The sequence below is a fragment of the Paenibacillus praedii genome (assembly GCF_049725345.1).
Classification (GTDB): domain Bacteria; phylum Bacillota; class Bacilli; order Paenibacillales; family Paenibacillaceae; genus Pristimantibacillus.
Genome location: NZ_JBMWAM010000013.1, coordinates 50,548 through 74,157, shown reverse-complemented (window position 1 = coordinate 74,157; position 23,610 = coordinate 50,548). Strand labels below are relative to the sequence as shown.

Annotated in this window: 22 protein-coding genes and 1 tRNA gene; 4 read left to right on the top strand and 19 right to left on the bottom strand. The window is 49.3% G+C overall.

The genetic code is table 11. From position 1 onward, the window contains the following. Positions 1-40: 40 nt before the first annotated feature. From ACO9K6_RS13655 to ACO9K6_RS13615, 9 genes are all read right to left on the bottom strand, one after another. Positions 41-631: a non-ribosomal peptide synthetase module gene (locus tag ACO9K6_RS13655; RefSeq protein ID WP_424768117.1), complete on the bottom strand. Its 591-nt coding sequence runs from the start codon at positions 629-631 to the stop codon at positions 41-43. A gap of 194 nt (positions 632-825) precedes the next feature. Beyond that, the gene (gene yihA / locus ACO9K6_RS13650; RefSeq protein WP_424768116.1) at positions 826-1,413 is read right to left on the bottom strand and encodes a ribosome biogenesis GTP-binding protein YihA/YsxC; all 588 of its coding nucleotides are present in this window, start codon (positions 1,411-1,413) and stop codon (positions 826-828) included. Beyond that, a complete protein-coding gene (lon, locus tag ACO9K6_RS13645) occupies positions 1,410-3,779 on the bottom strand; it encodes an endopeptidase La (protein ID WP_424768115.1) in 2,370 nt (789 codons plus the stop codon). Before lon ends, yihA begins: the two co-directional genes overlap by 4 nt. A gap of 37 nt (positions 3,780-3,816) precedes the next feature. After that, positions 3,817-5,520, bottom strand: coding sequence for an ATP-dependent protease LonB (gene lonB / locus ACO9K6_RS13640; RefSeq protein ID WP_424768114.1), 1,704 nt, complete (start codon positions 5,518-5,520; stop codon positions 3,817-3,819). 221 nt (positions 5,521-5,741) lie between these two features. Continuing rightward, a complete protein-coding gene (gene ispG / locus ACO9K6_RS13635; protein ID WP_424768113.1) occupies positions 5,742-6,851 on the bottom strand; it encodes a flavodoxin-dependent (E)-4-hydroxy-3-methylbut-2-enyl-diphosphate synthase in 1,110 nt (369 codons plus the stop codon). 78 nt (positions 6,852-6,929) lie between these two features. Then, on the bottom strand, positions 6,930-8,186 hold the full coding sequence (gene clpX, locus ACO9K6_RS13630) for an ATP-dependent protease ATP-binding subunit ClpX (protein WP_424768112.1): 1,257 nt from the start codon (positions 8,184-8,186) through the stop codon (positions 6,930-6,932). A gap of 16 nt (positions 8,187-8,202) precedes the next feature. Then, entirely contained in the window at positions 8,203-8,796 is a 594-nt protein-coding gene (clpP, locus tag ACO9K6_RS13625) for an ATP-dependent Clp endopeptidase proteolytic subunit ClpP (RefSeq protein ID WP_424768111.1), read from the bottom strand. Positions 8,797-9,030: 234 nt separating this feature from the next. Continuing rightward, positions 9,031-10,320 (bottom strand): trigger factor, encoded by a 1,290-nt coding sequence (gene tig, locus ACO9K6_RS13620; RefSeq protein WP_424768110.1) that lies wholly within the window; start codon positions 10,318-10,320, stop codon positions 9,031-9,033. Between the two features lie 90 nt (positions 10,321-10,410). After that, positions 10,411-11,313, bottom strand: coding sequence for a hypothetical protein (locus ACO9K6_RS13615; protein ID WP_424768109.1), 903 nt, complete (start codon positions 11,311-11,313; stop codon positions 10,411-10,413). Between the two features lie 238 nt (positions 11,314-11,551). On the opposite strand from ACO9K6_RS13615, the gene ACO9K6_RS13610 reads away from it, so the two are divergent. Next, a tRNA-Arg gene (locus ACO9K6_RS13610) sits at positions 11,552-11,628 on the top strand. A 49-nt stretch (positions 11,629-11,677) separates the two neighbouring features. On the opposite strand, the gene ACO9K6_RS13605 is transcribed toward ACO9K6_RS13610, so the two are convergent. The 4 genes from ACO9K6_RS13605 to ACO9K6_RS13590 form a co-directional block, all read right to left on the bottom strand. Then, positions 11,678-11,815 (bottom strand): hypothetical protein, encoded by a 138-nt coding sequence (locus ACO9K6_RS13605; protein ID WP_424768108.1) that lies wholly within the window; start codon positions 11,813-11,815, stop codon positions 11,678-11,680. 30 nt (positions 11,816-11,845) lie between these two features. Then, positions 11,846-12,454, bottom strand: coding sequence for a P-loop nucleotide/nucleoside kinase family protein (locus ACO9K6_RS13600; protein ID WP_424768107.1), 609 nt, complete (start codon positions 12,452-12,454; stop codon positions 11,846-11,848). A gap of 127 nt (positions 12,455-12,581) precedes the next feature. Further along, positions 12,582-12,932, bottom strand: coding sequence for a hypothetical protein (locus ACO9K6_RS13595; RefSeq protein ID WP_424768106.1), 351 nt, complete (start codon positions 12,930-12,932; stop codon positions 12,582-12,584). A 25-nt stretch (positions 12,933-12,957) separates the two neighbouring features. Further along, positions 12,958-13,290, bottom strand: a complete 333-nt coding sequence (locus ACO9K6_RS13590) for a hypothetical protein (RefSeq protein ID WP_424768105.1) — start codon at positions 13,288-13,290, stop codon at positions 12,958-12,960. 142 nt (positions 13,291-13,432) lie between these two features. Here ACO9K6_RS13590 and asnB point away from each other — a divergent pair, with 142 nt between their 5' ends. Further along, entirely contained in the window at positions 13,433-15,277 is a 1,845-nt protein-coding gene (asnB, locus tag ACO9K6_RS13585) for an asparagine synthase (glutamine-hydrolyzing) (protein ID WP_424768104.1), read from the top strand. 112 nt (positions 15,278-15,389) lie between these two features. Here the strand turns inward: asnB and rdgB are convergent, their stop codons facing one another. The 3 genes from rdgB to ACO9K6_RS13570 form a co-directional block, all read right to left on the bottom strand. Continuing rightward, a complete protein-coding gene (gene rdgB / locus ACO9K6_RS13580) occupies positions 15,390-16,052 on the bottom strand; it encodes an RdgB/HAM1 family non-canonical purine NTP pyrophosphatase (RefSeq protein ID WP_424768103.1) in 663 nt (220 codons plus the stop codon). Positions 16,053-16,057: 5 nt separating this feature from the next. Then, positions 16,058-16,795 carry a ribonuclease PH gene (gene rph, locus ACO9K6_RS13575; protein ID WP_424768102.1) on the bottom strand — a complete coding sequence of 246 codons (738 nt, stop codon included), beginning with the start codon at positions 16,793-16,795 and terminating at the stop codon, positions 16,058-16,060. Positions 16,796-17,056: 261 nt separating this feature from the next. Continuing rightward, positions 17,057-18,109: a GerMN domain-containing protein gene (locus ACO9K6_RS13570; RefSeq protein ID WP_424768101.1), complete on the bottom strand. Its 1,053-nt coding sequence runs from the start codon at positions 18,107-18,109 to the stop codon at positions 17,057-17,059. A gap of 131 nt (positions 18,110-18,240) precedes the next feature. Between ACO9K6_RS13570 and ACO9K6_RS13565 the strand changes: the two genes are divergently transcribed. Then, on the top strand, positions 18,241-18,780 hold the full coding sequence (locus ACO9K6_RS13565; protein WP_424768100.1) for a phosphatidylglycerophosphatase A family protein: 540 nt from the start codon (positions 18,241-18,243) through the stop codon (positions 18,778-18,780). A gap of 113 nt (positions 18,781-18,893) precedes the next feature. Then, positions 18,894-19,574, top strand: a complete 681-nt coding sequence (locus ACO9K6_RS13560; RefSeq protein ID WP_424768099.1) for a TIGR00266 family protein — start codon at positions 18,894-18,896, stop codon at positions 19,572-19,574. 123 nt (positions 19,575-19,697) lie between these two features. Here the strand turns inward: ACO9K6_RS13560 and glpX are convergent, their stop codons facing one another. The 3 genes from glpX to fni form a co-directional block, all read right to left on the bottom strand. After that, the gene (gene glpX / locus ACO9K6_RS13555; RefSeq protein ID WP_424768098.1) at positions 19,698-20,669 is read right to left on the bottom strand and encodes a class II fructose-bisphosphatase; all 972 of its coding nucleotides are present in this window, start codon (positions 20,667-20,669) and stop codon (positions 19,698-19,700) included. A 305-nt stretch (positions 20,670-20,974) separates the two neighbouring features. After that, positions 20,975-22,024 (bottom strand): MBL fold metallo-hydrolase, encoded by a 1,050-nt coding sequence (locus ACO9K6_RS13550; protein WP_424768097.1) that lies wholly within the window; start codon positions 22,022-22,024, stop codon positions 20,975-20,977. Positions 22,025-22,505: 481 nt separating this feature from the next. Continuing rightward, the gene (gene fni, locus ACO9K6_RS13545) at positions 22,506-23,561 is read right to left on the bottom strand and encodes a type 2 isopentenyl-diphosphate Delta-isomerase (protein ID WP_424768096.1); all 1,056 of its coding nucleotides are present in this window, start codon (positions 23,559-23,561) and stop codon (positions 22,506-22,508) included. Positions 23,562-23,610: the final 49 nt, after the last annotated feature.

The window sequence follows — 23,610 nt, the reverse complement described above, 5'->3', positions numbered from 1 at the left end:
AAAAAAGAAGCCGCGAAAGCGGCCTCCTTGTTAAACTTTTTTATGCCTCAAGCACAAACAGCTTACTTGTCAGCTCTGTCAAGCGCTCGTCAATTCTGTAAATCTCCTTCGCATCCTTGGTCTGATTGCGAAGATCAAGCAGCTCATTTACTGCGTTGTTTATTAAACCAATTTCACGTTCAATCAGTCGACTGCGGAACACTCGCTCCAGTTGACCCAGCGTATCCTTGAATTCGAACACAACTCGATCGCCTGTCTTGGAGCTTTCAACAATTTTGATAACGGAACCGTTCATATAATGATAGATCATCGTATAATGACTGTAGATTCGGTTGACGATCGCACTGCCACGAAATGCAGATACTGCTTTGCGCATGGCATTAGTCAGCCTTAGCCCAACAAAACGGCAAGTAAGTACGCATACATAATAATTCTGTTGACGTTCAAAGGTCAGTCGGACTTCTTCCATCCCTGCCACGTCTTCGAGAACAAGCTCCTGATTTCCATTATCAAGCACCAACACCTCAAGGCGTAATTGCTGCTCTTCAAACATCCGGATAAACTTAGCCATCTCTTCATTCGTCAATTGCAGTTTGGCATTTACATACTCTGTGGCTAGCCGCTTAGCCATAAAAATCTCCTCAATTCTTTGAACTTGCACACTTTTTTGTCTTAAGTATATTATACGTGATCAAAACATTTTATTCCTGCCTTCCAGTCCCGATATTCTCGCATATTCCACAAAAAAACGGAGGATTTCACGAGGAATGCCGACTTTTTCACTGTATCCTTTGATTTATAGATTAACTTACTGCACTTGCTCCCTCATCTAGCAATCGCTTCTGAAATGACTTCCCAAAGCTGCTCGCGTCCAAGCCCGGTTTCCGATGAGAACAGGACGATCTGATCGCGTGGATCCGCTCCCAGCGTCGTTTTGATCATTTTGATATGCTTGTCCCACTTCGATCTTGGAATTTTATCAGCTTTCGTCGCTACAATGCACGTTGGTATTTCAAAATGTTTTAGCCATTCATACATTTGCTGATCCTGCTTCGAGGGCTCGTGACGAATATCAATAACCAGCAGTTGCAATTTAAGAGGCTCGCGGTCTCGAATATACCTCTCAATCATTTCACCAAACTGCTCGCGCTTTGTTTTCGAAACCTTTGCATAACCGTAACCTGGAAAATCGACAAGATAAATAAGATCATTGACCCTGTAATAATTAAGCTGCTGCGTTTTGCCCGGTTGCGAGCTTGTACGGGCTAAATTTTTACGTAAGATCAATTTATTAATTAAGGATGATTTTCCGACATTCGAGCGCCCTGCCAGAGCAATCTCTGGCAAGGCGTCTTCCGGATATTGATGCGGCTGTACCGCACTTATAACAAACTCTGATTGTGTAATTTTCATAAAATCGATGTACCTGCTTTCTCTTCCGTTTGAACCGGAACGAGCGCATGCTGCAGAACCTCATCCATCTGACTGACGGGTACAAATTGCAGATCTTTGCGTACGCTTTCGGGGATATCCCTAAGATCACGCTCATTATCCTTTGGAAGCAGCACCTTTCGGATGCCTGCACGATGAGCGGCCAGCGATTTCTCCTTCAAACCGCCAATTGGAAGGACACGGCCTCTAAGCGTAATTTCCCCTGTCATAGCGACTTCCTTGGACACATAACGGCCCGTAAGAGCCGATATAAGAGCTGTTGCAATTGTAATGCCTGCAGACGGACCATCCTTTGGAATGGCTCCCTCCGGAATATGAATATGAATATCATTTTTCTCATGAAAGCTTGGATCGATGCCGAGCTCCATTGCTCTGGAGCGTGTATAACTAAAGGCCGCCTGTGCAGACTCCTTCATCACATCCCCCAGCTTGCCCGTCAACGTAAGCTTTCCGGCGCCTGGCATAACAGTAACCTCGATGACCAGCGTATCTCCGCCCACCTCCGTCCATGCCAGACCGGTCACAGCGCCGATTTGATTCTCGCTCTCCGCGAGACCATACCGGAACTTCGCAGGCCCCAGCCACTCTTTCAACAGCTCGTTGGACACCTCAAGCGGCTCCTTCGATTCCGATTGTTCCTGCGATACAAAATGTTTGGCAGCCTTCCGGCAGACCGCAGCGATTTGCTGCTCCAAATTACGGACGCCGGATTCACGCGTGTATTCCCTCACTAGCTGCAGCAGCACCTCTTCAGAAACTTGCAGCTGCTCTTCCTTTAGTCCATGCTCTGACTTTTGCTTAGGCAGCAGATAACGCATTCCGATTTGCAGCTTCTCAAGCTCGGTGTAGCCGGGAATATACAGCACCTCCATCCGATCCAGAAGCGGACGAGGAATGTTGTGCATAGCATTGGCCGTCGTAACGAACATCACATTGGACAGATCGAACGGCACCTCCACAAAGTGATCGCTGAACGTATTGTTCTGCTCAGGATCAAGCACCTCCAGCAAAGCAGAGGCCGGGTCGCCGCGGAAGTCCATCGCCATTTTGTCGATCTCGTCGAGAAGAAATACCGGATTAATTGAACCGGCTGTTTTCATGCCTTGGATGATTCTGCCTGGCATAGCCCCTACATAAGTACGACGGTGACCGCGAATTTCCGCTTCGTCACGTACGCCGCCAAGAGAGATCCGAACGAACTTGCGTCCAAGCGATTTCGCAATCGAGCGGGCGAGCGACGTTTTGCCGACGCCAGGAGGACCGACCAAGCATAGAATAGGTCCCTTCAGCTGCTTCACGAGCTGCTGCACGGCCAAATATTCCAGTACCCGTTCCTTTGGTTTCTCAAGACCGTAATGATCCTCATCCAGAATCGCTTCCGCTTTACTTAGACTCAGATCATCCTCGGTTTGCTTATTCCACGGGAGTGAAAGCAGCCAGTCAATATAATTACGGATGACGCCTCCCTCTGCAGAGGTTGAAGGCATCTTCTCGAGTCGGTCGATCTCCTTCTCGAGCTTCTCTTTCACCTGATCGGGTACGCCCGCTTCCGCGAGCTGGCTTCTCAGCTCCTCCACCTCGCCGGCGCGACCTTCCTTCTCGCCAAGCTCCTTCTGAATCGCCTTCATTTGCTCGCGCAAATAATATTCCTTTTGCGTCTTTTCCATTTGCTTCTTGACGCGTTGGTTTATTTTGCGTTCGAGCTCAAGCACCTCGCGCTCATTATTGAGAATATCGAGCAGCTTCTCCAGTCGTTCGCGGGCGTCGACGGTTTCAAGAATCTCCTGTTTATCCTTTATTTTGAGCGACAAATGACTTGTAATGACGTCGGCAAGCCGTCCCGGATCGTCGATATCCGATACCGCCGCAAGCGTCTCCGGCGTCACCTTCTTCGATAATGAGATATAATGCTCGAACTGACTCAGAACTGAGCGCATCAGCGCATCGACCTCAGGATCATCCGTCTCCTGTTCCGGCAATTCCTTAACAGATACTTCATAAAACTCATCATTCGGCAAGTAATCTAATATCTCTGCACGAATGACCCCCTCTACAAGTACACGGATCGTACCATTCGGCAGTTTAAGCATTTGCCGAACCTTAGCTATGGTGCCGACTTTGTAAATATCCTCCTCGGTCGGCTCTTCGATATTCACCTCAGACTGTGAACAAAGCAATATCATATGATCTTCGACCATCGAGCGCTCCAGCGCCCGAACCGATTTGTCCCTACCCACATCTAGGTGGAGCACCATGCTGGGATAAACAAGTAGCCCTCTCAGCGGAAGCAAGGGCAGCCGACGACTTTTCGTCTTATTAAGTCCCACACCAGCACCTCCAATTGTTAACGTCTACCCCATTTTATCATTCTACGGAATCAGCCTGCAAATAAGTAACACTAGGTGCGATAAAAAGCTCGTTTCCAACAGGAGTTTCCATCTGATTCGAATCAACCTCTGCGTCAGGAAATACATGATTGAATACTTCCTCTACCCGATCAACTGGAATAACCTTGAGTCCTTCAAGGTCAGCGAATACAGCCTGCCAGTTCTCTCTCGGAATGATAACTTGATTGGCACCAGCCTGAAAAGCGGCCTCCACTTTCGCCAGCACTCCTCCAACGGGTTTAACATTGCCATGAATGCCCACCTCGCCGGTCATAGCAAGCCTATTATCAATAGGCACCCCTTTTATGGCCGATGTAATGGCCGTTGCCATGGCAATACCTGCTGACGGACCGTCAATCGGTGTTCCGCCGGGAAAATTAATATGCAGGTCAAAATCCTGTGGGTTTAGTCCAATACGGCGAAGCACGGTGATCACATTTTCGACCGAGCCTTTCGCCATGCTTTTGCGTCTCAGCGTTCTTGAGCCTCCCCCAAGCTCCTCCTCATCCACAACTCCGGTAATCGTAAATTGTCCAAGCCCTTTTGCAGCAGGAATCGCGCTTACCTCAATTTCAAGCAGCGTTCCCATATTCGGACCGTATACGGCAAGACCATTCACGAAGCCGACCTGCGGCGCTTCCGGCACCTTACGGTCAGGACGAGGCGGTATCTGGCTGCTGTTTACTACCCATTCTATATCCCCCGCCGCGATAATGTCGCGCTTCTCAGATAAGGCAACACCTGCAGCAAGCTGTATGACATTTACAGCTTCACGGCCGTTGGTCGCATACCTTTTGACGACTTCAATCGCTTCCGGGCATGGGGCAAAACCTATTTTCTTAACGGCATTCTCTGCAACCAGACCAATCTCTTCGGCCAGGAGCGGCCGGAAAAACACCTCCATGCAACGGGACCGAATGGCCGGAGGGATTTCCTGCGGCGAACGTGTCGTAGCACCTACAAGCCGAAAATCGGCAGGCAAGCCGTTCTGAAAAATATCATGAATATAAACCGGGATATTCGCATCCTCTGAATTGTAATAGGCACTTTCCAAAAACACCTTTCGGTCCTCCAGCACCTTTAACAATTTATTCATTTGAACCGGATGCAATTCACCAATTTCATCGATGAACAAAATTCCGCCATGCGCCTTCGTAACCGCGCCAGGCTTCGGCTGCGGAATACCCGCCACGCCCATCGCGCCAGCGCCTTGATAAATCGGATCATGTACTGACCCAATCAATGGGTCGGCGATCCCTCGCTCATCGAACCGCGCTGTCGTTGCATCGATTTCCGTAAACTTCGCTTCTGGCAGAAACGGGGAAGACGGATTTTTCTTTGCTTCCTCCAGTACGACACGTGCAGCGGCCGTTTTGCCGACCCCTGGCGGACCATATATAATGACATGCTGCGGATTCGCGCTGCACAGCGCCGCCTTTAAGGCGCGCAGCCCGTCACGTTGTCCAACGATATCCTGCATCGCCTGCGGCCTTGTTTTCTCCGCCAGCGGCTTTGTAAGCGATACGCTCCGCAGCTTCCGCAGCTTGTCCATCTCTTTGCGCGATTCCCGGTCTACCGCAGAGCGGTTCGTCTTCTGATTGCGCAGCAAATTCCAAAAATACAGGCCAATTACAACAGCAAAAAACACCTGAATCAACATCAACACAACACTCAAACTCATTAGCTACCCGCTCCTCTCAAGCGTAAACAAGCATAAACGGCTGACACCAGCCTTAAAGGCGGCGCAGCTCTCGCACAAACTACATAATTGGCAGTATTCCCCCTTGCAAGAGGGAATAACCGCATCTCGGCATATGTATTTCAATTATATATATTCACAAAAAAAAGGCTTATCTACGTCCAATTCAGACGTACATAAACCTCTTGTTATCTCCTATACGATTATGCTGGGGTATGCTGCTTGCGTCCAGGAATCTCTCCTGTCGCCTCAAACACCCGGACAATTTCATCAATTTCTTTCTTCAATTCGTTCAACAGCTCGGCTTCGGGCACCTTGCGTATCATTTCTCCGTAACGGAACAGCATGCCTTCGCCTCGGGCACCCGCAATACCGATGTCCGCCTCGCGCGCCTCACCAGGACCGTTTACCGCACAGCCAAGCACGGATACTTTGATAGGCACCTTGATCTTGGCGATATAATCCTCCACTTCATTAGCAATGGAGAATAAATCGATGTCCAGTCTGCCGCAGGTCGGACACGAGATGAGCGTGGCCGCATTTGTAATCAATCCGAAAGTTTTTAGCAGCTCGCGAGCTACCTTTACTTCCTCCACCGGATCTGCGCTAAGGCTTATCCGAACCGTATTGCCAATTCCCATTGCGAGCAAAGCGCCAATCCCAGCTGAACTTTTGATGGTGCCGGTATGAAGTGTGCCGGCTTCCGTAATACCAAGATGGAGAGGATATCTGATTTTCTCGGCAGCCATACGGTAGGCTTCAATCGCCATCGGTACATCTGAAGCTTTGAGTGAGACGATAATATCGTGAAAATCAAGCTCCTCTAATATACCAATATGGAACAAAGCACTCTCTACCATAGCCTCCGGAGTCGGGTAACCGTACTTCTCGAGCAAATGATTCTCAAGCGAGCCCGCATTTACACCAATCCGTATTGGAATTCCTTTCTCCTTACACGCTTTCACGACAGCCTCAACCTTCTCGCGTCGGCCGATATTGCCCGGGTTGATCCGAACTTTGTCTACTCCATTTTCAATCGAAAGCAGCGCTAAGCGATAGTCAAAATGAATATCCGCGACGAGAGGAATATGAATACGCTTCTTAATCTCTTTAATAGCTTCTGCCGCTTCCTTGTTGTTGACGGTTACGCGCACAACCTGACAGCCGGCTTCCTCCAGACGCAAAATTTCTGCGACTGTCGCCTCGACATCCGCTGTTTTCGTCGTGCACATACTTTGAATAATAACCTCATTGCTGCCGCCAATCGTAAGATCGCCGACTTTAACCGCTACCGTATCTTGACGTAAGTACATAATCAGATCTCTCCCATGAACGTCAAAGTCCACCCTATGACTGGTAGCCACAGGGTGGAGACAATGACGGTAGTGAAGTTACGCGCTCTCTTCTTTTTTCTTACCTTTTTTTGCGGCAAGCTCAGGCATAATTTTTTCCTTTACGGTTTGCTCCGTAATTAGACATGTGCTGACGTCATCACGTGACGGCACCTCATACATAACCTCTAGCATAATGCCTTCGATGATCGCACGCAATCCGCGGGCGCCTGTGTTCCGTTTGATCGCTTCCTTCGCAATCGCATCAAGTGCGGCTGGCTCGAAATCAAGCTTCACATTATCCATTTCAAGCAGCTTCTGGTATTGCTTAACAAGCGCATTCTTCGGTTCGGACAGGATCCGAACGAGTGCTGGCTCATCAAGCGGCTCCAGAGTAGAGATAACAGGCAGACGACCAACAAACTCTGGAATAAGCCCGAATTTCAGCAAATCCTCTGGCAGAACCATCGTCAAGTATTCGCCTGGTTTCAAATCCTTTTGCATTTCTCCACTGGAGTTGAAGCCGATAACCTTTTTGCCGATCCGGCGTTTAATCAACGATTCAAGCCCATCGAATGCGCCGCCGCAAATGAACAGGATGTTCGTCGTATCGATTTGAATGAATTCTTGATGCGGATGCTTGCGTCCACCCTGCGGCGGAACGGATGCAACCGTACCTTCTAATATTTTCAAGAGCGCTTGCTGTACGCCCTCTCCCGATACATCGCGCGTAATCGAAGGATTTTCCGATTTGCGCGCCACTTTATCAATCTCATCGATATAAATAATGCCGCGTTCGGCTTTCTCTACATCGTAATCTGCCGCTTGTATAAGCTTAAGTAGTATGTTCTCAACGTCCTCGCCCACATAGCCGGCTTCTGTCAGCGATGTAGCATCTGCTATTGCAAATGGAACGTTCAAAATCTTCGCCATTGTCTGTGCAAGCAGCGTCTTACCAGAGCCCGTTGGACCTAGCAGCAGAATATTACTCTTCTGAAGCTCAACGTCCTCGATCTTGCTGCCGGAGTTAATCCGCTTGTAGTGGTTGTAAACCGCTACGGATAAAGACTTCTTCGCAAACTCTTGGCCAATGACATAAGAATCAAGAATCCCGCGGATATCTTTCGGCTTTGGAATATCCTTCAGATCAAGCTCTTCCTCGTTGCCGAGCTCCTCCTCAACGATCTCCGTGCAAAGCTCAATACACTCATCGCATATATAGACGCCGGGACCGGCTACCAGCTTACGTACTTGATCCTGCGATTTACCGCAGAACGAGCATTTCAGCTGACCTTTTTCGTCGTTGAATTTAAACATTTAATCACCCCTTCGATTAAATCGTCGATACCGGTGCTGTAATCACCTTGTCAATCAAACCGTAGGCAAGAGCCTCTTCCGCGCTCATGAAATTGTCACGGTCGGTATCGCGGTCGATTTTGTCATAAGGCTGTCCGGTGCGATCTACGTAAATCTGATTTAGCTTTTGTTTCGTTTTCAAAATCCAATCCGCATGAATTTTGATATCAGAGGCTTGACCACGCACGCCGCCAAGCGGCTGGTGAATCATAACCTCTGCGTTAGGAAGCGCAAAACGCTTGCCCTTCGCGCCCGCAGTAAGAAGAAGCGAGCCCATGCTTGCCGCCATGCCCATACAAATGGTGGACACTTCCGGCTTAATATACTGCATCGTATCGAATATAGCCATACCCGCCGTCACGGAGCCGCCGGGAGAATTGATATACAGATGAATGTCCTTTTCTGGATCGTCGGCCGCCAGAAACAGCAGCTGTGCAATGACAGAATTTGCAACATCATCATCGATTGCACTCCCTAGGAATATAATGCGGTCCTTCAACAAACGGGAGTAAATATCGTAAGAACGTTCCCCGCGATTTGTTTGTTCGACTACGACCGGTACCAGATTCATGCGACCAACCTCTTTTCATTTATGACTTTGTTTACTTGCTTACTTATTGTATCACGTCATTGTATTCATGTCATTTTTCCAATAATACAGTATACGATGACGGCCGTTCGATATGTACGGAGATTAACGTCCAGTTTCAAGCACATTTTCATATGTAGGGTCAGAATAAGGCACGTATCGGTAACGTGCCTTATTCTGGGTAAACCTATTAATTAAATTCAGTTATGTCGATCATTAAACAGTCTTGCTGTTGTCCAACAAGAACTTGATTGTTTTCCGAAGCGAAATATCCTCTTGCAGGTTGCTCAGGTTGCCATTTTGCGTAAAGATTGTACGAAGCTCTTCAGCAGGACGGTTATACGATTTGGATAACGTCTCAAGCTCAGCCGTTACATCCTCATCCGTTGCAACTATGCCTTCTGCCTTCGCAATAGCGTCCAGCACCAAGTTGTTGCGAACGCGCTTCTGCGCATCTGCGCGCATTTGATCACGAAGAGCTGCCTCATTTTGCCCGGAGAACTGGTAGTAAAGATCCATGTTCATCCCTTGCATGCTTAGACGGTTCTCGAAATCCTTGATCATGTAGTCGGTTTCCGTATCGATCATCGGCTCAGGAATTTCAACCTCTGCCGCTTCGGTAGCTTTATCCACTACTGCGATCTCGCGAGCTTGCTCAGCTTCCTTCTCCTTGCGCTCCTTCAGCTTGTTTACCAAGTCCTGCTTGTACTCTTCAAGCGTATCGAATTCGCTGACATCCTTCGCAAATTCGTCATCCAGCGCTGGAAGCACTTTGCGTTTGATTTCATGCAATTTCACTTTAAATACAGCTTCTTTGCCTGCAAGGTTCTCCGCATGGTAGCTTTCAGGGAACGTAACATTAACGTCCTTGAAATCGCCGATCTGCATGCCTACGACTTGTTCTTCAAAGCCAGGAATGAAAGAGTTCGAACCAAGCTCAAGCGAATAACGCTCGCTTTGACCGCCTTCGAATTGCTCGCCATCCACGTAGCCGTCGAAATCAATAACCGTGATATCGCCGTTCTCAGCCGCGCCTTCCTCAATAACCGAAAGCTCAGCATGACGCTGCTGCAAACGCTCCAGCTCAGCAGTCACTTCTTCTTCTGTCACTTCAGCCGACGCCGCTTCAACTTCCAGGCCTTTGTATTCGCCGAGCGTTACTTCCGGCTTAACGATTACCTTTGCTTTGAATTTGAATGTTTGGCCTTTTGCGAATTGCTCAACGTCAATCTCAGGACGGTCAACCGGCTCAAGACTGTTTTCTTGTACAGCCGCTGTGTAAGCTTCTGGCAGCAGGATATCGATAGCATCCTGGTACAAGCTCTCCACGCCAAAACGGGATTCAAAAATGCCGCGCGGCACTTTACCTTTACGGAATCCAGGTACGTTCACTTTCTGAGCGACCTTCTTAAACGCTTGATCAAGAGCATCTGCTACCTTTTCCGTTTCTACCTCAACGTCAATCGATACGATGTTCTTGTCTATTTTTTCCCATGTTGCTTTCATTTTATGCCTTCCCCTCCGAAAATGCTCATGCATCACTAGTTTTTTCACGTTTCATAAACCATTCTATTATAAACAAGATAGACAAGCTTTTCAAGACTGAGGTTCATCGTCCCCGGATTGCTGTAAAACGGCAACCTGTCTGAGTGCTCGGCAGGCTTGTTCATAACGAAATCTTAAGCTCTCGGAAATGCCATATGTATCCCGAATATCATCATCATTGGCTGAACCGTATACGGTAAGCAGCAGCGTCAAATGAAGCGCGGCGGCGAAGCAATCGACCGTATCCTCATCTTCCCTCAGCATCCAATAATAAGCGGCAGTGCCATACAAATATTGAAGACTTTCCTTCCAAAGCTCCCTTGCAAAATGCGGAAGGGTCGGATCGTCCACCTCTGCAACCCGCTCCGTTCGCTCAAGGATTCGACTGACTGCAGACGGAAAATCATCCATGGATAACGGAGTTTCCTCTATTTCCAGCTCGGTCATCTCTCCAAGCCGATCAAGATTAAGAACGCCTTCAGCCCCTCTTCTCCGCAAGCATTGAAGAGCCTTAAACTGCACGACTGAATGTACCCGCTGACCTTGAAGCCATTCCTTTATCGTATCATCAATATGTGGAGATTGGATATAAGCGGCGCGCTCCAGGGCAAGTATTTGTTGGTCGATCATGGGATGGTGCTGCATAATATAAAGCACCTGATTGACATAAGCGTCATCCTGGTCCGGTGGATTAAAGATTTGCTCGCGCAGCAGTTCTTCCTCTTCCTCCTCCGGCTTCGCTCCCAGTTCTCCCGTATGCGCCTGTCCAGGTTCTGCTTCGGGAAAAGCCATATCGAGCCAAGTCAGTAGGCTGTTCCACTCTTCATAATGGCGCTCATCCTCGCCTTGGCATTGCAACAGGAAGCGCAGCAACTCCTTAGCCTCCCCGTATTGCTCCGCTTCTAGCATGCGGGTCAATTGAATCTGATAATGGTCCAGCATGCTAGGGAACAAATAAACGTTATCCTTGTTGTCGCCTTGTGTGTCGTTGGGAGTCGTTATGGTAACACCGCCTTATGATCGCTCCGTTTGTTCATTCTTTTGATCTCGCGTAAGATTATACCATGGTAAGTGAAAAAGAAAAAATAAATTGGCGATTCTTGCGGGATCAATTGCTCCTTTTTAATTTTTTCTTGCTTGCAATAATTTTAGCTTGCAAACAAATGATCTTATGTGGTATATTCTTACTTGTGTCCTGGTAGCTCAGCTGGATAGAGCAACGCCCTTCTAAGGCGTTGGTCGGGGGTTCGAATCCCTCCCAGGACGCCATATACATTAAACAAAAACCATCCTTCCGGGAGGTTTTTTTTGTTTGTTTTCAGCGATCAGCTATACGTGCAGCTGCCGCTTGCGCCTTCCGATGCGCAATCGACGCAGCGGTAATAGGGACTCCCCCTGCAAGCACAAGCGTTATAATCAAGGACAAAAAAGGCCGCTTCTCAGTGCGAATAGTCACCTGATGAATCAGCCTTTTCTGTTTGCAGCACTATACCGACAAGGTCGGCTGCTTATCATTAACGAAACGATACAACTGCTCTGACTTCTCGTTGGTTAGCTCTCCGCTGTTATCAAAAACTAAAATGGATGAGGACGGAATATCCCAATTAATTTGCGGTACAAACTCGATGCGCTTCTCAAAGTCGCCCCAGTTATCCAGCTTCCATTGGTCTCGCTCCGTTTGGCGGCTGACGATACGATTCTTTTGCAGCTCCATATCCTGCAGCGTCACCGCAATAACCTTCACATCTACCTGCTGCTTCGTTAAACCGGCCGCCGCAAGGACCTCTTCAAGCCACTCTTTGTTTTTGAGTTCGGCTGTAAACGGGGAAATCATAAACACATTTTGGCCAGCCGCTAAATTTTCAATACATACATCCTTAGCTGTATCGTACTCCAAATCTCGCAGATGCTTCTTATAGAACTCTGAATCGCGGTCGCGCTTATCGAGACCCTTGAGCTCTAGAATCGCTTCTACGAATCTGCCGCCAATCGTATCCCGGTCAAGGAATGCTGCGGGTATGCGATCAGACAGCTTTCTAGCTACCGTTGTCTTGCCTGTGCCTGCTACACCTACGAAAAATACTAGCTTTTGCAAAACGAAAACCCTCCACTATTTTTTGAAGCATTATATCATTATTTTCATTCATTTAATAGAATAGCTTTTGTAAAATAAAAAAGACTGCTTCTCTGGCCGATTGACCAGTTAAAGCAGCCGCTCATCATCAATCCGCTTGCTCAAGCAGTGCGGCAAGCTCTTCTCTCACCCGTCCGCTTGAAAGCACCTGCTCTTTGAATGCCTCGCGTGCTCCCCAGTTCGTCTTCATGTTGACGTTCTGAAAGGCGTTGACCGTTATTTCCTCAAAGGCCTGGTGCATATTGTTATCAAACCAGTCCGTCTCCGCATTCGCATCATTGCGAACGATGGACGACATGTCGAAATCATTGTCCTGCGACAAAGAAAAGTAGACTAGAACATTTGGCGCGCCTGCTTCATCCGTTTTGACCTCAACCTCTCCGCAGCGAATGCCATCCCGTTCAACAGCCTGCCGCACATGCGCTTCGATTACCTGCAACGTCATAAACCTCCCGCTCACTTTGTTATAACAGCTGCATCGATTCGATATGCTGTTTCGTCTTATCCGTCCCATTCTCGTAAAGCTGCCTGTAAATCTGCTGAAGGATACCGTCATAGCCTGCATTTAACTGGTTATCGTCATTGGTTTCAAAAGGAGTTGCAGCAAAATGAAACGTTTGCGCTTCATCCATGCTTGACAGCTCATCGAGCAGCTCCCGCAGCTTAATGTGCTCTTCTTCATTTAAAAATACTTCAAGCTCATAAGCGGCAGCCTTCGGGTCCTCCAATATTTGTCCTGCCTGGACTGAAACAAAGTAGGGCTTGCGTCCGTCATTGTCTGCTGTGTGCTCACTCATTTCTCAATTGCTCCTTTCCTGCTTCCCATACCTGCACAACCACCTCTAGCTTCCCCCTTTGGACAGACATTTTATTCCTTTTTTCCGCATATAACGGATATTATCGCTACTTTGAGACCCGCAAAAGAAAGGAATGAGATGGATGTGTGGAATTACCGGCTGGATCGACTGGAACCGCGATCTGACTATGCAAAGCGAGAGCTTAGAAAAAATGACCGACACGCTTGCGCCGCGCGGTCCCGACGCTTCCGGCACGTGGATATCGGCGCATTGCGCGTTAGGCCATCGGCGTCTCTCCGTTATTGATCCCGAAAACGGCGCTCAGCCGATGATTCGTTATACAGGCGATGATAAATATGTCGTTGTCTACAATGGAGAGTTATATAATGCACTCGAGCTTCGCAAGGAATTGGAAAGCAGAGGAAGATCGTTTACGACTAGCTGCGATACAGAAGTGCTGTTAGTCGCTTTTATGGAGTGGGGAAAAGCATGTGTCGAGCGCTTTAACGGCATATTCGCTTTCGCGATATGGGATGTCGCCGAGCAGGAGCTGTTTCTCGCCCGTGACAGGCTTGGTGTCAAGCCTCTGTTCTATAGCACGCAAGATGGGCTGTTTATTTTTGGCTCGGAGCAAAAGTGCATTTTGGCGCATCCGGCAGTGAAGCCAGAGGTCGGAGCGGAGGGCTTGGCCGAAATATTCATTCTTGGTCCGGCGCGCACGCCAGGTCATGGCGTATATAAACAAATCAGCGAGCTAAGGCCCGGAAAATGCATATCGGTTAGCCGCGAAGGCGTCAAAACCGTTACTTATTGGCAGTTGGAAAGCAAACCGCATGCGCAAAATGTAGATGCAACCGCCGAGCATGTGCGCGAGCTGCTGAAGGATACCGTGGAACGACAGCTCGTTTCGGACGTGCCGGTATGCACGCTTCTCTCAGGCGGACTCGATTCCAGCGCTCTGACGACGCTCGCCGTTCAATACTATAACGAGAACGGCCAAGGAAATGTCCATACCTATTCGGTCGATTACACGGATAACGACAAGCACTTTCAGGCGCATGCTTTCCAGCCCAACAGCGACGCTCCTTGGATTCAGCGCATGACCTCGCATCTGGGCACGGTTCATCATCCGATTCAATTCGATACGCCCGAGCTTATCGGCGCTTTGAAAGCAGCAACCTTTGCCCGCGACCTGCCCGGCATGGCCGATGTCGACGCCTCCCTGCTTCTCTTCTGCCATGAAATCAAAAAGGATGCCACCGTCGCGATATCCGGCGAAGCGGCAGATGAAATCTTCGGCGGTTACCCCTGGTTTCACCGCGAGGAGGCATTGAACGCTGACACCTTCCCTTGGTCGCTCGCCTCGGCCATGCGGGCCGATCTGCTTGCGCCTGACGTCTCGGCTTGGATCAAGCCGCTTGATTACATTGGCGATCGTTACGCGCAGGCGATAGCTGAGGTTCCTCATCTTGATAGCGAGAGTAAGGAACTGAAAAAAATGCGTCAAATGTCCTATTTGAACATTACGCGCTTTATGCCTACGCTGCTCGACCGCAAGGACAGGATGAGCATGGCGGCTGGGCTTGAGGTGCGCGTTCCTTTCTGCGATCATCGGTTAGTTGAATATGTATGGAACATCCCTTGGGAAATCAAGACGTCCGGCGATCGGGAAAAGGGCATCCTGCGCAAAGCGCTGCGCGGCGTTCTTCCTGAAGATGTTCTTACCCGCAAAAAAAGTCCCTATCCAAAAACGCATAATCCGAATTATTTAACAGCAGTCAAGGGCTTGCTGTTGGATGTGCTGAACGACTCCAGTTCCCCGCTCCTGCCGCTTATCAATGTGAAAAAGGTCAGGGAGCTGGCAGAATCGGATACCGCGAAATCGAACATTCCTTGGTTCGGCCAGCTGATGTCCGGACCTCAGCTATTCGCTTATCTCTATCAGGTGAATATTTGGATGAAGCATTACAAGATTGTCATCGGTTAAGCCAATCGGAAGCAGCCTTATTCTGACGGCCACAAAAAAGAAATACCCCCGTGCACCTCTATTCCTGCAGAGCAGGGAGACGCACCCGGGGGTATTTTACATTTGTCTTAAATTAAGCCTGCTCCAGCAATGGAAGAAGCTGTCTAAGCGCTTCTCCGCGATGGCTGATTTGCTGCTTCTCTTCCTTTGTTAGCTCTGCTATACCGCAATTCAGCTCTGGCAGCCAGAATAGCGGATCATAGCCAAAGCCTCCTGAGCCATGGGGGCGATCCGTAATAAAGCCGTCCGCTGTCCCCTCAGCTTCAATGAACTCACCCGTCCCAGGATTATAAAGGGCTAATGCGCATACGAACTGCGCTTTACTTAGCAAGCGAGAGCCGTCAGGGAGCACCCCCAGCAAAGGCTGCTGACCGCTGGCGTACAGCCCTTCAAGCTCAACGATTAGCTTCGCATTGTTGTCGCTGTCCGAAGCTCCTTCGCCTGCATAACGAGCCGAATAAACGCCCGGCTCTCCGTTTAACAAGTCGACGCGCAATCCTGAATCATCCGCGAGCACCGGCACGCCGAGCGCATCGCCCGTTGTTTTCGCTTTGATGCGCGCATTAGCTGCAAATGTCGCGCCATCCTCGATAATATCCGGAATTTGCGGATAATCGAGCAGGCTAGTTATACGTATACCCAGCTTCTCAAAGGCATGGGCAAATTCCTTTACTTTACCGGCATTTTTGGTTGCAACAACGATGACTTCATTCGATAAAACAGAAGACTTCGACATGATGGCTACCCTCCGATACGATCCGCCAATGGCCCGAGCACCTCGCGCTGCTTACCGATTAGCTCCGCGATGCCTTGTTCACCCAGCGCCAGCAATTGATTCAGCTCGTCGCGTGAAAATGGCGCATCCTCGCCCGTCCCCTGTACTTCAACAAATTTGCCGCTGCCAGTCATGACAACATTCATGTCGACCTTTGCCTTGGAGTCCTCCTCGTAATTCAGATCGAGCATCGCTTTCTCCGAAATGACGCCAACGCTGACTGAAGCCAGGAAATCGGTTATCGGGAATTTAGCAAACTGCGTTTTTTCCGATATTTTCTGGACAGCCAGGCAAAGCGCGATAAATGCGCCAGTGATGGAGGTCGTACGTGTACCTCCATCTGCTTGAATAACATCGCAGTCCAGCGTAATTGTGCGTTCGCCGAGCGCCTGCAAATTAACGACCGAGCGCAGCGCCCGTCCGATCAAGCGTTGTATTTCCATCGTGCGACCGGTCAGCTTGCCTTTCGCCGCTTCACGTATATTACGCGTATGAGTAGCGCGCGGAAGCATGGCGTACTCTGCATTGATCCAGCCCTTGCCTTGACCTTTCATGAAAGGGGGGACACGCTCCTCAACGCTCGCGGTACACAAAACCTTCGTATCGCCAACCTCGATTAGAACGGAGCCCTCCGCGTATTTATTTACACCTGTCGTTATAGTAACTGGCCGAAGCTGGTTCGTTTGCCGACCGTCATTTCGCATGCCTTATGCCTCCTGAGTTTATAATCGTTCCTATTTTACCAAAGTACCATGCGAATTGCACTCGCAGCGATTAGAAAAGGAACCAAGTTGTCACTCTTTCTCCGGTAGAACGGCCAAAATCATCAGGTTAGGCGCTTGTTATCACGCGATATGCGGTTCGGGATTTGTCACCTGAAATTTTGGTTATTGCAATTCGAACATCATCCTGTCGCCATCCATTTAAGCAAAAGAGGGAGACCGGTGTCTCCCTCAGCATTGAGATTATGATTTGATGGCGTTCACGTGATGAGGCCTGCCGACTGGCTCGGTGTAGGATTTATTCGCATCATCGACGATATTGGCTTCACCGTTCAACTTAATTTGAACGGAGGCTGCGCCTGTGTTTTCCGTAATGGAGAGAACTAGCGCTTGAAGCATCTCAGCCGGCAGCTTTTGTCCTGCTACATAGAAATCGTCCTGAAGATCGACCGTTATGACATCGCCCTCCTGTTCAATTTGCTTGACCACAATATCCGGTAAAATGACGCTGGTCAGCTCTTTTTTGTTAAGCGGGCCTGAAATTAATTGTTCAAGTGCAGCCTCAGTTGGCGATTGTGAGCGTTCCACAAGCCGGGTGACCGGGACGTAGTAATGCTCATCGTTCAAGGTTCTCGACGAGAAATATAATGTAACTGGTGTTGATTGCGCGTAGTTAACTCCCTCTGCCGCTTCGATGTTAATGCCAATCTTCCTTGTAAGCTTCTGATCCAGCGGGTAAGCATCGACCGGCATTTCTGGAAGCTTGGCGCCTTCATACCAGAGCTCCACGCCTTCAATGCCAGGTATGGCCGTCAATGTCCAAGTGATAGCTTCGACAATTTTCCGTTCATCTTGTAGGTTGTAATTACTGAACGGTTCAGAAAACTCGACAATGGCCAGCTTTTGCTCTTTATCGTACTGATAGGATTTGATTTGTGTGCCCTGCGGAATCATCGCGCGGAATTCCTTGGGGAGCTGGCTTGCATAGCTTCCACCATCGACCATCATTTCCAGCGCCCGTTGTGCGGCGATTTCATTCGCGTCAAGCGTCGTCTGGAGCGAGACAGGAGCCAAGTAACCATTTCGGTCTTCCAGGTATACCGTCATTTGTGTTCCTGTACCCTGCTCGGCAGCCTGTCCCGTTTCTGCATCCTCGATCCCCTCCATCATTTCAACCTGCGGAGGATCTATAGCTTTGCCAGCCTCCTGCGAGAACAGTCCACAGCCTGCAGCAATAACGGGCAACACAAGCACTCCAGTGATCAAAGCACCCCGAATCCATCTTTTTTGAATCATATTGACCTTTCCTCCCTCATCAAGTTTTGCCTGGCGGCTTTGTACAACTCCTTATTTGTAGTACTATGTATACGAGCCCTTCCCTGTTTTAGACCAGTTTTGTCCATAAAATCACAAGGGGGTACCCAACCGTGTCCGATCCTAGCATCTACAGCCTTAATAGCCGTAAAGTAGCCGAAGCAACCGATGAATGGCTCGCCAAACGCGGTGTAACGAAAATGGCGATCGCCGAGCTCGTTCATTTTTTGCAAAAAGACTATTTCCCCAACCTGACTCCAGAGGATTGTATCGTTCATGTCGAAGCTGTACTATCGAAGCGCGAGGTTCAAAACGCCGTTTTGACCGGCATTCAGCTTGATATGCTGGCAGAGGAAGGCAAGCTGATGGCGCCGCTCCAAGATATGATTAAGCATGATGAGAGCTTGTATGGCTGCGACGAAATTTTGGCGTTGTCGATTGTCAACGTGTATGGCAGCATTGGCTTCACGAATTTCGGTTATGTCGATAAGCTGAAGCCTGGCATTCTCGTCAAGCTTAACAGCAAAACCGACGGTGAGATCCACACGTTCCTGGATGATATAGTAGGGGCGATCGCCGCCTCGGCAGCAAGCCGGATCGCGCATCGCATGCAAGCGGAGAGAGAAGGCGCTATGGAGCCTCCGCTCGACTAAACGAAGAAAGAGCATAAGCTTAAGGTATGCTTTCGAAGCAGGTTTGCTTCACAAACCTTAAGCTTATGCTTTCGAAGCAGGTTTGCTTCACAAACCTTGTAGGAGGTCATGCCATGAAATATGATATATTTTATAAGGGCGCATTTGCGATGCTGAAGGTTCAGCTAAACCCTGGTGAACATGTGAAGGCAGAGATGGGCGCAATGGTTTCCATGTCGCCAAGCATCGATCTGAAGGGAACGGTAGACGGCGGCATTATGCGCGGATTAGGAAGAATGCTCAGCGGTGAAACCTTCTTTTTTCAGGAAATGACAGCTGCTAGGGGACAAGGCGAGGTTCTCCTTGCTCCCCCTTCTCTCGGGGACATTGAAGCGATCGAGCTCGATGGCTCTTACAAGCTTTATGTTCAAAAGGATGGGTTTCTGGCCGGTACAAGCGGAATAGAAGTGAATACGAAAATGCAAAATTTAAGCAGAGGTTTATTGTCCGGAGAAGGCTTTTTTATCGTTGAAATCAGCGGCAGAGGTACGGTGTTTCTATCCTCCTATGGAGCCATTCACGCTTTGCAATTGAGTGCCGGCGAAGAGGTTGTCGTCGATAACGGACACTTAGTCGCTTGGCCGAGCTACGTGGATTATACGATCGAAAAGGCCTCCAAGGGCTGGCTGTCCAGCTTCACCAGCGGCGAAGGTTTAGTCTGCCGTTTCCGCGGCGAAGGTATCGTACTCATTCAAACCCGTAATCCGGCAAGCTTCGGCAACTGGTTGAAGAAGTTTATACCTGGCAGCCGATAATAATCCATGCTTTGACAAAGGAATATTCCTTACATAAATAATGGTTATATGTCCAAGCCTTTGCGATGCGCAAACAGGGCTGCTATTATGGTCAATTGACCTTTAAAAGCAGCCCTTTTTGGTTTAGCCGTTATTTCGCAAAAAAGTTTTATTCGGCAAGTAATGCAGTGAACGCACGAAGCGAATGGTTCTCGTCTTCGCCCGCATGACGATCGAATGCGTCTCCGCCCGTTCGTCAGGGAAATACCGTACCCCGCCCAAAAATTCGCCTGGCGTTACGCCCGTTGCCGCAAAATAAACATCGCCTGTCCCGATCATATCCTCCATCGTCAGCACGCGATAAGGATCCTCGATTCCCATCTGTACGCAGCGGTTATATTCCGTTCCGTCCGCAGGCATAAGCCTTGCCTGCAGCTCCCCGCCCAGGCATTTCAAGGCCGCTGCTGCCAGCACGCCCTCCGGTGCGCCGCCAGAGCCTACATACAAATCGATGCCCGCCTCGGGAAAAGCTGGAGCCATAGCGCCAGCAACATCGCCATCCGATAAAAATTTAATCCGTACACCGACCTTGCGAAGCACCTTTACGATCGCTTCGTGCCGGATACGGTCCAAGATCATAACAGTTAAGTCTGAAACCTTTTTGTTTAAAGACTCGGCCGCCTTGTGAAGCGTCACTTCCATCGGATCCGTAATGCTTAGCTTGCCAACAAGCGCGGGTCCGAAAGCAAGCTTCTCCATATACATATCCGGCGCATGCAGTAGTTGGCCTTTGCCTGCTACCGCGATAACGGACATGGCATTATTCAAGCCCTTCGCTACGATTTCCGTTCCTTCCAGCGGGTCGACCGCAACATCGACCTCCGGACCATTCAGGCTTCCAACCTCTTCTCCAATATAGAGCATCGGCGCCTCATCCATTTCTCCTTCGCCGATCACAACCGTTCCGCGAATCGATACCGAATCAAACATCGCTCGCATCGCCGAGGTTGCAGCGCCATCCGCGCTGTTCTTATCTCCTCTTCCCATCCAAGGTGCAGAGGCGAGCGCCGCCAATTCAGTTACACGCACAAGCTCCAGTGCTAATTCTCTCTCCATTGTCCAATCTCCCTCTAATTTCTGATGACGGAATCGATAATTAGCCTAGACGATGACGTTTTTCCGTTAATTAATATGTAACATATATTTATATGTGTCGCAATATATATTTTAAAAATGGATTAAATCCTCATTATTATGATGTTCTATTGCTTTATGCGCATCTTATTCGTTCAATAAAACAACAATAGAGCATCCCCTCACAGCTGATGACCTGTAAGCGACGCTCTATTGGCAACACGAATAAAAAACCAAAGATGATTCTTCTATAGGAGAACTATTTCTACGAAGGAATTCCGCGATTGTTAAGGCATAATTGCAGAAAATAGATATACGCCGTCTCTACATTCCGAGCTTATCCGATTTCGCCGCTCTAAGTAGAGCAAATGAGCAAGCGTCTCTGACATCGCAAAGCGGAGGTTGTGAGCATTCTCCCGCAGATGGCTGCCGAACAGCGTCTCGCACATGCTGTAGGCGGTGAGGGACTCCTCTGCGAGCAGCTTGCACATGCGATTAAGCCTGCGCTCATGATGCAGCTGGAGCTCCACTATTCGTCCAGTGAAATCCGTAAAAGGATCTCTATGACCGGGAAAAGCAAGCTTCACTTCATATTGCTTGAGCTCGTCCAAGCTGCTCAGAAACGCATCCAGCGGATCCCCGTCCACCCCTGGCACAACGCTAACGTTAGGTGTAATTTTCGGCAGCACCTGATCACCGCAAATCATCCAAGCACGCTCCTCTGAATAGAAGCATACTTGCCCATCAGCATGGCCCGGCGCATCGATCATCAGCCAGTTCATTCCTCCAAGCTGGAGCCTGCTTTCCGCTTCGATATAGGACACCTCAGGCTGAGGCGAAACCATGGCAACAAAGGTGGCCAGGTTATCCGCAATCGCCTCTGTCAGTTCTTCCGGCATCCCGTGCTCCTTGTACAGCTCCTGCATTTGCCCCGCAAACTTACTCTCCTCGCTCCATAGCCTAAGCGCATAAGCGTGTGAGCGGCGAGTCATAAGCACCGGAGCTCCGCTCTTCTTCTGCACATAGCCGGCGAGACCGTAATGGTCTGGATGCTGATGCGTAATGATAATCCGAGTAATGTCCGTCCATTGCATTGCGTGCTTCTGCAGCACCGCATCCCAGACCTGAATCGCATCCTCGGTCCGCAAGCCTGGATCGATCAGCGTGTAGCCCTCCGCTTCAGGCACAAGATAGCTGTTCACCCACCTCAGCGAGAAAGGAACGGGCATTTTGACTTGAATCCACCCCTCCTGCAGTACGACCGACGGTACTGCTTCCTGCTCTGCTGGCACATTCTGGCCATTTTGTACGCGCAGCGTAGTTTCATGTTTAGTCATTTTCATTTCCTCTTCCCTGACTTATATTAAGCATACAATTTCGATTCAAGATCAGTTACCAATGTTTTTAATGGATTTCCGATTTGCACGCCCATTTCACGCTCCATTTGTTCTGCAAATTCCACCATAGACAATTGAGCGACATTTAACCTTTTCATCGTTCCTTCAACTGTTGCTGGATTCGTTAATAGAAGAACTTGTGGCTCGGGTACATTGCAAACGTGATTGAAGAACGGTTCATCAATTCTTAGCCGGGTCTACATAGTGTACCAATTCCAGATCTTTAGAGCCAATAGCATTTTGAATATACTAGCAGTTCATAGTTGTTTCTTCCAGAACAACCTACTTTACATTACTTCCGTTATAAGAATAGTTTGACTGCACAATTTACAACAGTAACGCTGTAAAATAAAAAAAACGGCCGGTTCGCCTGCTGCAAAGCAGGCATTCCAGCCATTTCTATATGCGATTGGTCGCTCCGCTATTTGCGAATCAATCTATTCGTCTGACGAAGCGAGCTTATGCTGCCAGCGCCAATGCCGAACATTGCTGTCCTTAGCTCAAATTCGATCCGCTCGAATTGCTGCAGCAGCAGCTCCTGTGCAATTTGGCTGCTAAGGCCGGCTGCCTGAGGCAGCAGCACCCGTCCGAAAGCTGCGATATCCGCTCCGAGCGCAATTGCTTTAGCCGCATCTACACCATTTCGCAAGCCGCCGCTGGCAATAACCATCGTATCAGGCAGCCTTTCACGAATCTCAATTACACTTTCCGCCGTTGGGATGCCCCAGTCGGCAAAGGCTTCTGCCGCCTGCCGCCGTATGGCATCGCTTGATCTAAATTTCTCAACCTGGCTCCATGAGGTTCCGCCCGCTCCCGCAGCATCGATAAAGGAAACGCCTGCTTCGTACAAGGCTGCTGCCGTATCGCCGTCAATGCCCCAGCCTACCTCCTTCACACCTACTGGAACATGCAGCGACCTGCACACCTGCTCAATCGCATGCAATAGGCTGCGAAAATCGGTATCTCCCTCAGGCTGGAACACCTCTTGCATGCTGTTGAGATGGAGCACAAGCGCATCCGCTTCTGCGATTTCTACCGCTCTGCGGCATGCTTCAGGGCCATAACCATAATTAAATTGTACGGCGCCAAAGTTGGCAATAACCGGAACCGTAGGCGCAAGCTTCCGAATCGAGAAAGAAGCGCCCAGCTGTTCATTCTCAATCGCAGCGCGCATAGAGCCCAGCCCAATTGCCCAGCCTCGCTCCTCGGCCGCCACCGCCAATCGACGGTTAATGGCTCCGGCTTCATCTGTCCCGCCTGTCATCGAGCTAACGAGCAAAGGCGCATTCAGCTTCTTGCCAAACCATTCCGTTTCCAAGCTCACCTCGTGATAGGAAAGCTCGGGCAGCGCATTATGCTTAAACCGATATCGCTGTAAGCCGGTATCAATCCCAACGCTATTGACCTGCTCCTGCAAGCATATTCGGATATGCTCCCCTTTGCGCTTTGCAGTAGCATCCTGCTGATCCACTGTCATGCTTATTCCTCCCAAGCGATAACGCTACGCGACTTGCAACGCAGCATTG